The organism is Danxiaibacter flavus (assembly GCF_041060425.1).
Taxonomy (GTDB): Bacteria; Bacteroidota; Bacteroidia; order Chitinophagales; family Chitinophagaceae; genus Danxiaibacter; species Danxiaibacter flavus.
Genome location: NZ_JAULBC010000002.1, coordinates 751846 through 764015 on the forward strand (window position 1 = coordinate 751846; position 12170 = coordinate 764015).

Here is a 12170-nt window from a genome sequence, read left to right on the forward strand (position 1 = left end):
GTTCCTGTCCGACTGAAATCGTTCAGGCGGGGACAATTGAAAATGACGAGCGAATGTGCAAATGTGTGAATATGCAAATTTGCAAATGACTTTCTTCGAGCATGAAGTCAAAACCCTGGATACTGGTCCAGGGAACGATATTATTTGTCGATTAAGAATTAAAGCATCAGGCTTGATTTTGCCAATCCCAAAGGGATGAAATTATTATAGCAAAATATTTCGCACCGATCAAAACCCCGACGGGGTTAGATAAATTGTTTACATGTTTCTATAATAATTTCATCCCTTCGGGATTGCACCATCATAACAATTAATCCGTCTTTTTTAATTCCAAACATTTACATGCCATGAGCTGAAAACAGGATGGACACAAAAGCGGGTTTCCAAGTCTATAAATCATAAGTGGGTTAATTGAATCTGGCTATCCAAATCCCAAATGAGAGAATGAACTATCGGTTAGTCGTAACAGGCTCAAAGCTGATAGCTAATAGCTGATAGCTGATAGCTCATTGCTCCTTATAGTCAAGAGGAAGCATTGTTCCCATTTTGTCGTGCCAGCCCCAGTACCCGGAACTCATAAGATCCTGGGAATCGTAATATGATCCATTGCTTTGAATTTTTACCGGTCTGTTATTAATAAGCGTTATGGCTGAGGTAATATAGGGATCAGCCGTAACGCCCAGCCGTCCTTCATAATAGCCTGGCTCTTCTTTTTTAGCAGGATAAGTGACCAACAAATAATCTTTAAAATCCATCACCGCGGTTACGTCATTTTCAGCATAAGCAATTGTTTCCGCCTTAATAACTTCCGGATGGAGCACTTCAATAACGTCTTTCTGCTGCAAAACTTCTTTATAGTATTTTAAAGTGTCAGGTGGCAACTGTTCTTCCATATCGTTTGATACCTGCTTAACGCCATGCTTATCAACAACTACGCGAATATAAAAGTCCTGCACGGCGCGGACACGTTGCTTTTCCAGGTTAGGCAGTTTTTCAAGGCGGCGCATTTCAAATCCAAATTCCGGCACTTTATTTCTGTACATGGCGCGCATAAACTGAAGCATGGAACCATAATAAGCATTGGACCTGTTCGCTTTCCATTTTTTTATCTTGGCTTTTCCTCCTTTCATTTCTGTAAAGAGTGGATAGCCGGCATACAAAACATATCCTGATTTAAAATCTGATGAAAACTTTATCAAATCATATCTTATCGTATAACCCAGTGATCTGTTTTCAATGATCAAAGGCTCCATCGCATATGCTGTAAGCTGATCCTTTTGTTTAAAATACCTGAAACGAACTGCTTTATAGTTTTTAATGGTGCAGCCTTTTGCAATATCGGAGGTACCAATAAAATTTTCGAGGAATAAACGCCCCCATTTCTCCCAACCGTCTTTTTCGTATGTACCTACAACAACTTCTTCCAGTTCATTTACTTTGGGCACGAGGGAAAAATTCTGCTGGTCAGAAACATTCATCGCAATATTTGCGGCCGTGGTTTCATATCCTACTATAGAAGCAATTAGTTCAAAATTGTTAATCGTAACCTGGTTTATTACATATTCTCCTTTGGAATTTGTAACCGCGCCGGCAGATGTATTGGCGATGTATACACTTACACCCGATAATGGTTGCCCGGTTTGTTTATCCGTTACTTTTCCGCTTAGTGTTTTCTGGCAAAAGCTTATGTTCCATAACAGCAAAGAATATATGAAACCAACGATTTTAAACTTCATTTGCCGAATATAATTATTTATAACTAAAAACTTAGTTATTCGGGAAATAAATAAACCGGTCGTGGTGACCGGTTTACTTTTTATCGTCTAGAGCAAAGTCAAAATTAAAAAGTAAAAATTCAAAATTTCTAATCTTAATCTTCCTAACTATTTCCAAAACGTCAAACGCTTATCCTTCGCTCCAATTAACGTATTACGTATAACGTACAACTTATAACCTCTTCGCTCCTCTTTTTACTTTTGAATTACAATCCAAACACACCACTATTAATTTTCTGCAGCATTTCCTTCTTATGGCTTGCAGGAACCAAAAGCGAAATATTGTGCCTGCTTCCGCCGTAGCTTACCATCCTTACAGGAACACCTTTGATGGCATCAAATAATTTCATCAGCACATCCTGTGTTTCTGCGATTTCATTTCCTACAATGGAAACTATTGTCTGATCAGTATCCACTTCAACATTGCCAAATGGTTCTAATTCTTTAACAATAGCATCGAGGTGTGCTGCATTATCTATTGTTACAGATACAGCCACTTCAGAAGTTGTGATCATATCTATTGGCGTGCGGTATTTTTCAAACACTTCAAACACTTTTCTCAAAAAGCCATAAGCCAGCAACATGCGGCTGCTCTTGATGTTGATAGCAATAATGCCATCTTTTGCAGCAACTGCTTTAACACCTACGCTTTTTGCATCCTGCTCAATAGTTGTACCTTTTGCTTCAGGCTGCATGGTGTTTAATAATTTCACCGGCACTTTAGTTTGTTGTGCGGGCCAGATACATGTAGGATGCAGGATCTTCGCGCCGAAGTAAGCCAATTCTGCAGCTTCATCAAAACTCAGGGTTTCGATGGGTTTTGTTTTATCAACTACACGGGGATCGTTGTTGTGCATGCCATCAATATCTGTCCATATTTCACAAACAGATCCGTGAATTGCTGCAGCAACAAGTGAAGCTGTGTAATCACTACCACCACGTTTCAGGTTGTCAACTTCTCCCCTTGAATTGCGGCAGATGTAGCCCTGCGTGATAAATAATTTCTTTGCTGCATTTTGCTTTAATAAAGCAGAAAGCTTGCCGCTGATGACTGACAACTGCGGCTCTTCATTTGCATCTATGCTCATGAACTCCAACGCAGGCAATAGCAGGTGATCAATTTTATTTTCTTCCAGGTAAACAGAGAACAGCTTGGTGCTCATTAATTCACCCTGGGCAAGAATATCTTTATTCAGCGCATCGCTGAAAGAGATCTTTAAAATGATATTCAGGAATTCAAAATGTTCTGTAACAACTTCATTAGCCTTTGCACGTGATTCTTCAGAACTAACAAGATCTAATACAAAATTGCGGTAGTGAGCCTCAAGCTCATCGATCTTTCGTTTGGCTTCGTCACGTTGCTGGTTAGCTAAACTGTCACTAATGGAAACCAGGGCATTAGTGGTTCCGCTTAAAGCGCTCAGCACAACAATTGTTGGCTCATCATCTTTTGTGATGAGTTGTGCTACCTGTCGCATACGTTCCGGCTTACCAACGCTGGTGCCGCCAAACTTCATTACTTTCATAATACAAGCCTCTAAAGGCGTTTTGGGATGTTATAATTTTTTGAGCCGCAAAAATATAGGATTTTTTTTGAAACACGGAGGCGGGAAAACCACGGAGGCACGGCGACACAGGGAAACACGAAGATTTTTTGCCACAAAGGCGCTAAGGCGCAAAGAAGCACAAAGGTTTTGAAACACGGTGGCACGGTGGCACAGGGAAACGCGAAGGCTCATTTTGAAACACGAAGACACGGAGGAAGCGAAGGAGCACAAAGAAGCCCGCTTACTTACACGGGCTTAAACGTAAAACGTATAACGTAAAACTTACAACCAGCCACACATCAGTTCTAAGCTTTAGGCTTTGGGCTTTAAGCTTTGGCCTATGGGCTTTAAGCCTTCAGCTCTATCCCCCACTTCTCGCCTACCAACTTCAATTCATCTACAACACTGTCTACCAAAGGAATGCCTTTTTTTATGCGGACTTCCTCCATTTCCCGTTCAGGATCGCCGGGGATCAATACTTTATCGTGACCGCTGGCGGGCTTTGCGTTTCTGAATCGACCAATCCAATTGTCCATATGGCTTTTAAATTCATCTGCGGGCCTGAATGCATCTACGCGCATGGCCCCGAAGAAATGTCCCAAACCTTCGCCCGGCATATTTTCCGGCATGGGGACATAAGCCGGGAACGGTGGCGCCCAGGGACCATAACTGGCACCGCTTAATACGGCAGAAAATATATCTACAATGCTACCTAAAGCGTATCCTTTATGAGAACCGTGCTCTCTGTCGCTACCCAAAGGCAGCAATGCACCACCCTGCTTTAATTCGTTTGCGTTTGTGGATGGCTCGCCGGATTTATCCTGCACCCAACCCAATGGAGCATCTGCATTTTTACGCTGTAATATTTCAAGCTTACCGTTGGCTGCAGTTGTTGTTGCAAAATCTGCAACAAACGGCGGCTGTTGATTTGCCGGGATAGCAACAGCAATGGGATTGGTTCCCAGCATTCTTTCAACACTGAAAGTGGGCGCCACCAACGCACTGGCATTTGTCATGGCCATACCAATCATGTCATGTTGCAGAGCCTGCATGGCGTGATATCCGGCAATTCCAAAATGATTACTGTTCTTCACGCTCACCCAACCCGTACCTGCAATCTTTGCTTTGTCAATAGCCACCTGCATAGCAAATGGCGCTACTACGAGCCCGAGACCTTTATCTCCATCAACAACTGCCGTAGAAGGAGTTTCATGCACTATCTTAATATCAGGAGTTGCATTTACACGACCCGCTTCCCACAGACGAACATACCCTGTAAGTCTTGCCACACCATGGCTGTCAATTCCTCTTATATCTGCTGACAGTAACACTTTTGTCGCAATGGTCGCGTGTTTATCAGAACAACCTATCGCTTTAAAAACTGCATATGTAAAATCAAACAACCGATCGTAAGCTATAATCACTTCAACACATTTTTAGTGGAACGCAAGATAGGATTAAGTCAAAAGTAAAAAGTAAAAAATCCCCGCCTGACCAGTCGGGCAGGAAAAACAATGGCAGTCAGTCCTACTATTATCTCACATCAATAGAGGGCTTATTATTTGCGCAATTCTTGCTCTAATTAAAATATAACCCCTTTTTATTCAGCAATGCGCACAAAAAAACCGGTCATGTGACCGGTTAAACTAGTGTCATGTCAACAGTAAATTGTTCAAGCTGATTAAAAAACAATCAACAGGATTGCATTTGATCGTTTTCCTGCCCGACTGGTCAGGCGGGGAATTTTGACTTTTTACTTTTGACTTAACACCAACGTTCTATATTTAGAATGGAAGATCGTCTGCAGGTTCATTCAGCTGGCTGGATGACGGTGGTGCCGAAACATGCTGCGGAGCCGCACTGTACGAGGGACCAGAATTATAAGAAGAACCACCTTCACCATCAGAAGACCTTGTTCCTAACAACTGAACGTTAGATATTCTCAGGCTCAGGGAAGCGCCCTGTCTGCCATCCTGTGTGCTGTATGTTCTGATATCAGGTGCACCCTCCACATATACTTGTGTGCCTTTTTTAAGATAAGGGGCAATGGCTGTTCTGTCAGTCCAGTAAGCACATTCTACCCAAATTGTTTTATCTTTTTGGTTACCCTGGGCGTCTCTGAATTTTTCTGTATGAGCCACGCTGAAATTGATTACACTTTTGCCGTTCACATTATTCACCACGCAGTCCTTTCCAAGATTTCCAATTACTTGCAGTTTTATCATATTCAAATTTTTTACACTGTAATGTTACAAATAAAGACAATTAATTTCACAATATAAAGAAACTATTAATTTTTGCTATGACGAACTATATGAAGGTTAAAATCCCAATAACAGCATTAAAATAATTATATGTAATTAATTGATTTTAATTAAATATAAATAATTAGTGCATTTTTTTCTTAATCCGAAAACCCACTGTCACCTTCTTAATTCCGGCTCTGGAACTTATGATCTATCTTTGCACGAATTTTTCTCTAAAAAATCTTATAATATGAGCCGTAAAGGAAAAGTCCTGGTAGCAATGAGTGGCGGTATTGACAGTACCGTTACGGCTCTCATGCTGAATGAACAGGGCTATGAAGTTGTGGGCATTACCATGAAAACATGGGACTATGCTTCAAGCGGTGGTGGACATAAGGAAACAGGTTGCTGTAACCTCGATAGCTTTAATGATGCAAGGCAAGCCGCAGTACAACACGGGTTCCCACACTTTATTCTTGATATACGTGAAGAGTTTGGCGATTTCGTAATTGAAAACTTCGTCGATGAATACCTGGCTGGCCGTACGCCCAACCCATGCGTAATGTGCAATACGCATATTAAATGGAGAGCGTTACTAAAACGTGCCAATGCGCTTGGTTGTGATTTTATTGCGACAGGTCACTATGCCAATGTTTACCAGTCAGATAATGGCCGTTATGTGATCAGCAAAGGTTTAGACGAACTTAAAGATCAGAGTTATGTATTGTGGGGACTTGACCAGGAATTGTTGAGCAGAACAATTATGCCATTGGGCAAATACCGTAAGACAGAGATCCGTCAAATGGCACTTGATTATGGTTATCCTGAACTGGCAAAAAAGAGCGAGAGTTATGAAATTTGTTTTGTTCCGGATAATGACTATCGCGGTTTCTTAAAACGTCGTGTTGACGGACTTGAAGAAAAAGTGAATGGCGGATGGTTTGTTGATAAAACAGGAAAGAAGTTAGGCAAACATAAAGGTTATCCATTCTATACAATCGGTCAGCGCAAAGGACTTGAAATTGCCTTAGGCAAGCCCGCATACGTTACCAACATTAACCCTGAAACAAACACGGTTGTTTTGGGTGATGAAAGCGATCTGGAAAGCAACGACATGCAGGTAAACAAAATCAACTGGATCAAGTATGATGGTATTACCGACGGCATGGAAGCAATAACCAGGATCCGTTATAAAGACAAGGGCGCGATCAGCAATTTATATAACAATGATGGCGGGTTACGCATCCGTTTTTATGAAAATGTAAAAAGCATTGCTCCGGGCCAAAGCGCAGTATTTTATGAAGGTGACGAAGTGATTGGCGGCGGCATTATTGATTACAGATCCGTTTTATAATGGACAATTGAAAGTTGAAAATTGACAATGAATACAGAAGAAAATACGCTACCATCATTTTCAATTGTCAACTTTCAATTTTCAATTATTCCTCGCACTCCCTTTTGCTTCATATATTCCGATGGCCGTGTGCCGATTATCTTATGAAACGTATTGCTGAACGTGGGCACACTATTGTAGCCAACCATATAGGCGGTCTCATTGACTGTTCGTTTTTCTTCCAACAATAATTGCAGCGCCTTCATCATTCTTTGCAAGGTGAAGAATTGAACAAAAGACATATTTAATTCCTGCTGAAATACACGCGCTAATGTCCGTTCGCTATATCCAAATTGCCTGGCCAGCGTTGCAAAGCGGATATCCTCATCAATGTGTTGATAGAGATAACGGACAAGTTGTAGTAATCTTTCGCTTTTCGGATAAGGCAATGAAAGCGGTAAACTATAACTACTTATCTCAGGCAATATTGCTTTGATGGAATGAATGAAACTATACGCCACATCGTTTTCCGGCGGAATTTGTCCATGCCAGCGTCGCGTAAAAAAAAGCATTTCGAGCAGCAGATCATTGACCGGGTAAATGGCAATCTGCCTGTAAAAATCAGCCTCTTTTTCCGGCGGTGGAAAATACAGGTTACGCATCATTACATCAGGCGAACTTGTGGTTATGCTGTGTAGTTTTCCGGGCGGGATCCACATGTAATGTCTTGCCGGCAGAAAGTAATTTTTTTCATCTGTAGTAATATGCACAATGCCGCCCTCAGTATACAAAAATTGTCCTTTAACATGTTTATGTGTGGGAACATGATTTTCGCCGGCTGCATTTCTTCCCACAAAATCATGATCACAATATATATTCTCCCCAATCTTGTCAACTTCTGTTAAATACCTGGTATGTGCGGGCTTCATGGCAGAATTGAATAAATGTTTGACGTACAAAGATAATTATGCCTGTGGAGAATGATGGAACTTTGTGTTGTGAAATTTACGATGATTCATGACACCATGCCCCACGTGCTCATCGCATAAGTCACCAATCACAGCCAACTGATTGCATTTCTCAAACACTCGATTATGACGATTCGGAATAAAAGGTTACTCTGCATGAGTAACACTAAAATTTTTATGCTTATTATTTGCATGCTTGTTGTTGTTCTTCTCAGCAACAACACTGCCTTTTCACAGCATGAGGCTAAAATTACTTTGACACTGGAACATGCGATTCAAACCGCCAGGGAAAACAACAAGCATATAGCAAAGGCTGAGCTAAAAAAAGATATAGCAACACAAGAAGTGGATATTGCCAGGGACAGGCAACTGCCTGATCTCGACTTTCACACATCGTATGCACGGATCACCAATCTTACGGAATTCCACAACGGATACAGCAACAAAGAAGTCATCAAGGCTATTCCCGATATGTATGATGCAACCCTGAGCGCGAAAGTTCCCTTATATGCAGGTGGAAGAATTAAAACAGCGATCGAAAAATCAAATAAAGAAAAGGAACTATCAACCTTACAGGTTGAAAAAACAACCAACGATATTGAGATGGATGTTATTGGCACTTATCTCGGTATTTATAAGCTGATGTCCGTTCAACAAGTCATTAATGAGCAAATAAAAGAAGAACAAAAAAGATTAAGAGAAGTACAGGCGCTCAAACGGAATGGAGCTGTTACAAAGAACGAAATATTGCGTGCAGAGTTGCAACTAAATAACATGCAATTGTCGCTCATTACCAACCAAAAGAATATCACCGTTGCCACGCATGACCTGCAAACCATATTAAATCTGTCTGAGGAAATGACGCTGGAACTCGACACGACCAATTTGCTGCAAATGCCTGCGCTTGAGGATGCTTATGAAGCCTATTTGCAAAAAGCTTATCAAAAAGAAGATATGCGCATTGCTTTAAAGCACCAGGAGATTGCACTTGCTGAACGGAAAGAAGTAAAGGGTGGTTTTTATCCAACAGTAGGTTTATTCGGATCGTATGCTTATAAATATCCGGACTATATGTTATTTCCTCCGACACCTTATTTGTATAGTCTTGGAATGATTGGCGTTGATGTGAATTTCAGCATTTCAAACCTGTACAAGAACAAAAAGAAAATGACAGTTGCCAATAAGCATGTAGCAGAAAGCCAGCTTGAAACATCTATCCTGAAAGATGAAATAACCGACAAAGTGTTTAAAGAATATCAGCAACTGAAGGAAATCAAAGAACGGATTCCGGTTACTGAAAAAGCTATTCAGCAGGCAGAGGAAAATTATCGTATCATCAAAGTGAAATACCTGAACCAACTGGCGTTGATTACGGATATTGTTGATGCAGACAATGCCTTGTTACAGGCAAGATTCAACAATGTCTCCGAAAAGATCGATGCACAAATGAAATTCTATCAGCTACTATACGCATCCGGCATGCTGGACCAAAACAAACTTAACTAAACACAACACACGCATTATATGAAAGAGCAACATACATCACCCAAAAAAGAACCGAAGAAAGAAAAAAACTTCTATCATCATTTTATAACCGCACTTTCGATACTGGTAGTCATTGTTGGCATAGGCGGCGGTATTTATTTCTTTACATTTTATCATGATCACGAAGAAACAAATGATGCTCAGATTGAACAATACGTTACACCTGTAATAAGCAGGATAACTGGTTATATACAAGCGGTAAGATTTCAAGAAAACCAATTTGTTCATAAAGGAGATACGCTTGTTGTAATTGACAACCGTGAGTTTAAAAGCAAATTGGACATGGCGGTTGCAGATCTGTCATCTGCAAAACAAAGTGTACATGTGATGGAGAGAGGTGTGATAACAAGTAAAAGCAATACCGCAATCCATAAGGCACAGATTGATGCTGCACAGGCGCAACTATGGAAAGCTGAACAGGATTATAAGCGTTATGATAACTTAGTGAAGGAAGAGGCTGCAACGGAACAACAGTTTGAACAAATGAAGGCTAATTATGAATCTGCCAAAGCGCATTACAATGAACTTGTAAACAGTCTTGCGGCAACCAATCTTAGTACTGAAGAAGCTTCTTCAAAAGTAGACCCGGTTGTTTCTTCCGTACAGGCAAAACAGGCTGCGGTAGATAATGCCGCGTTATTTTATTCTTATACTGTTATTACCGCTCCTTATGATGGATGGGTTGGGCGTAAAACCATTCAACCCGGTCAACTTGTCAAAGAAGGCCAGACACTTGTTTCCGTAGTAAGTAAAGAAAAATGGGTGACGGCAAATTTTAAAGAAACACAGGTTCAGCAACTGGCAGAGGGCAATGATGTTGTGATAAAAGCCGACGCTACAGGAAACAAAATTTTCCGGGGCAAAGTTGAATCGTTGTCCCCTGCAAGTGGTGCCAGATTTTCGCTATTACCACCGGATAATGCAACAGGAAATTTCGTAAAAATTGAACAACGTATTCCGGTAAGAATACAGTTGACCGGTAACGAAAAAGAGACCGCTTTTTTGCGCGCAGGCATGAACGTAATTGTTACCGTAAAAAACAACGATAAAGTAAGCAGATAGTATTTATGCGCACGGATAATGTTTTTAAAGAATGGGTACCGGCATGGTTCATAAAAGCAGTGCTGATCTATTGCCTGCTTCCGTCGATGATGCTGCTTGGTTTGTATAATTCCAATGTTACTTACGCCGCAAGCTACCTGGATATTGAACCGGAAGATATGCAGTTTGTAATGTGCGTTACGTACGGAACGCTGTTCGCCACGGCGTTAATCGAAGCCAGGTTCTTTAAATATTTTTCCACGCGAAACTATTTCCTTTGCATCCAGATCTTTACAAGCGCCATCCTTATCATATCGGCTTATACATCAAACTACTACCAGTTTATTTTTCTGCGCATCGCAGAAGGCATCTGCATGGCGTTGCCTGGTGTATCTATGCGCATGTTGTTGTTATCTAAGTTTAAATCAAAAAATGCAATCATTATTGTGTACAGCATTTTTTACGGCATTCTATTGACTTCTTCCACTGTTACCATGCACATGATGGTATGGATCCTTGACCGGTATGATTGGAAACATATGGCCTACGGTGCAGCACTTTTCCAGGTAATTGGTATGGCTTTGATATTGCTGGTGTTCAACGGTAAAAGATTCATCAAAAAATTTCCACTGTATCAGCTGGATTGGGTTAGCTACATCTTATTGCTCACTGGCGTTCTTTGTGGTGCTTACGTATTTGTATATGGTGAAAAGCTTTACTGGTTTGCTTCGGTTCATATTATCGTCGCAGCGGTCGTAGCAATTAGTTTTGGAGGACTGTTTGTATTGCGACAGTTATATATGAAACGCCCTTCGCTTAACATGAACGTGCTTAAGAATGCCGATCTGAGAATAGGCTTGCTGTTATTTCTGCTTTTCTACATTTCCCGTGCTACTTTGAATATGCTTCATTCCGCCATGGGTAAAATATGGAACTGGGAACCGATCCATGTTATGCATGTTCAGTATATAAACGCTGCGGGAATAGTCGCCGGCCTCACCATCTCTGCTATTCTTTTTGCAAGAGGTATTGCCACAAGGTACTTACTTGCAACTGGCTTTTTGTGCCTGGCTGTTTATCACATCTGGTTTACTTTTTTATTTGTGCCTGATGTGTCGTTAAAGCAAATCAGTATCCCTTACTTTCTACAGGGTACAGGCGTGGGAATGACCTTCGTTCCCCTGGTGTTATTCAGTATATCTACTTTAAAACGAGAAGACACCCTGGCAGGCGGATTTGTAACTGTATCCGGCCGCTTTTGGGGAACAACAATTGGCTTTTGTATTTTACAAAACGCACAGGTTTTTCTACAGCAAAATCATTACAGCAAATTACAGCAGTTTGTATCCCTTGAAAATTCCGAAACACAAAGCAGATTGGCTCAATCGGCCCAGGCCTTTATGAGCAAAGGATATGCAACAGATGCTGCAAATAGCCTGGCCATTCGTCAAATCAACAGCTCGATTGTTAATCAAACTGTGTTGTTGTCGGATATGGAGATATATACTGTAGTGGGCTGTTGCTTACTGGTGCTGATTGTGTTGATACTTTTAAACCAGCATATAAAACATTCGCTTGGCTTGATTAAGCGGCGCTCGGGTAAGTATTTCCCTAAAACCATGTGGTGATGAACCACGGAGGCACGGCGACACGGAGAAACACAGCGAATATTTACAGAGGTAGCTTAATTAATTACAATAAATAAATATTTAATT

At 41.0% G+C, this 12170-nt stretch carries 9 protein-coding genes; 4 read left to right on the top strand and 5 right to left on the bottom strand.

The genetic code is table 11. The features are described from left to right. Positions 1 to 506 precede the first annotated feature (506 nt). From QTN47_RS08765 to QTN47_RS08780, 4 genes are all read right to left on the bottom strand, one after another. Complete coding sequence (locus QTN47_RS08765; RefSeq protein ID WP_369328975.1) at positions 507 to 1736, bottom strand: carboxypeptidase-like regulatory domain-containing protein; 1230 nt, start codon at positions 1734 to 1736, stop codon at positions 507 to 509. Between the two features lie 245 nt (positions 1737 to 1981). Further along, the gene (locus tag QTN47_RS08770) at positions 1982 to 3301 is read right to left on the bottom strand and encodes an aspartate kinase (RefSeq protein WP_369328976.1); all 1320 of its coding nucleotides are present in this window, start codon (positions 3299 to 3301) and stop codon (positions 1982 to 1984) included. Positions 3302 to 3669: 368 nt separating this feature from the next. After that, entirely contained in the window at positions 3670 to 4746 is a 1077-nt protein-coding gene (locus QTN47_RS08775; protein ID WP_369328977.1) for an Ldh family oxidoreductase, read from the bottom strand. A 360-nt stretch (positions 4747 to 5106) separates the two neighbouring features. Beyond that, positions 5107 to 5547: a single-stranded DNA-binding protein gene (locus QTN47_RS08780; RefSeq protein ID WP_369328978.1), complete on the bottom strand. Its 441-nt coding sequence runs from the start codon at positions 5545 to 5547 to the stop codon at positions 5107 to 5109. A gap of 271 nt (positions 5548 to 5818) precedes the next feature. Between QTN47_RS08780 and mnmA the strand changes: the two genes are divergently transcribed. Continuing rightward, positions 5819 to 6922 carry a tRNA 2-thiouridine(34) synthase MnmA gene (mnmA, locus tag QTN47_RS08785; RefSeq protein ID WP_369328979.1) on the top strand — a complete coding sequence of 368 codons (1104 nt, stop codon included), beginning with the start codon at positions 5819 to 5821 and terminating at the stop codon, positions 6920 to 6922. A gap of 74 nt (positions 6923 to 6996) precedes the next feature. On the opposite strand, the gene QTN47_RS08790 is transcribed toward mnmA, so the two are convergent. Further along, a complete protein-coding gene (locus QTN47_RS08790) occupies positions 6997 to 7830 on the bottom strand; it encodes a helix-turn-helix domain-containing protein (protein WP_369328980.1) in 834 nt (277 codons plus the stop codon). 195 nt (positions 7831 to 8025) lie between these two features. Between QTN47_RS08790 and QTN47_RS08795 the strand changes: the two genes are divergently transcribed. Genes QTN47_RS08795 through QTN47_RS08805 form a run of 3 tightly spaced genes read left to right on the top strand, consistent with a single transcriptional unit; the run spans position 8026 to position 12083 of the window. Next, positions 8026 to 9375 carry a TolC family protein gene (locus QTN47_RS08795; RefSeq protein ID WP_369328981.1) on the top strand — a complete coding sequence of 450 codons (1350 nt, stop codon included), beginning with the start codon at positions 8026 to 8028 and terminating at the stop codon, positions 9373 to 9375. Positions 9376 to 9393: 18 nt separating this feature from the next. Then, positions 9394 to 10476, top strand: coding sequence for an HlyD family secretion protein (locus QTN47_RS08800; RefSeq protein WP_369328982.1), 1083 nt, complete (start codon positions 9394 to 9396; stop codon positions 10474 to 10476). 5 nt (positions 10477 to 10481) lie between these two features. Continuing rightward, entirely contained in the window at positions 10482 to 12083 is a 1602-nt protein-coding gene (locus QTN47_RS08805; protein WP_369328983.1) for an efflux MFS transporter permease, read from the top strand. Positions 12084 to 12170: the final 87 nt, after the last annotated feature.

What these genes read in the sequence shown, in the direction of transcription:
- QTN47_RS08765 (WP_369328975.1), bottom strand. Translation starts at nt 1,736, where the DNA reads ATGAAGTTTAAAATCGTTGGTTTCATATATTCTTTGCTGTTATGGAAC.
- QTN47_RS08770 (WP_369328976.1), bottom strand. Translation starts at nt 3,301, where the DNA reads ATGAAAGTAATGAAGTTTGGCGGCACCAGCGTTGGTAAGCCGGAACGT.
- QTN47_RS08780 (WP_369328978.1), bottom strand. Translation starts at nt 5,547, where the DNA reads ATGATAAAACTGCAAGTAATTGGAAATCTTGGAAAGGACTGCGTGGTG.
- mnmA (WP_369328979.1), top strand. Translation starts at nt 5,819, where the DNA reads ATGAGCCGTAAAGGAAAAGTCCTGGTAGCAATGAGTGGCGGTATTGAC.
- QTN47_RS08790 (WP_369328980.1), bottom strand. Translation starts at nt 7,830, where the DNA reads ATGAAGCCCGCACATACCAGGTATTTAACAGAAGTTGACAAGATTGGG.
- QTN47_RS08795 (WP_369328981.1), top strand. Translation starts at nt 8,026, where the DNA reads ATGAGTAACACTAAAATTTTTATGCTTATTATTTGCATGCTTGTTGTT.
- QTN47_RS08800 (WP_369328982.1), top strand. Translation starts at nt 9,394, where the DNA reads ATGAAAGAGCAACATACATCACCCAAAAAAGAACCGAAGAAAGAAAAA.
- QTN47_RS08805 (WP_369328983.1), top strand. Translation starts at nt 10,482, where the DNA reads ATGCGCACGGATAATGTTTTTAAAGAATGGGTACCGGCATGGTTCATA.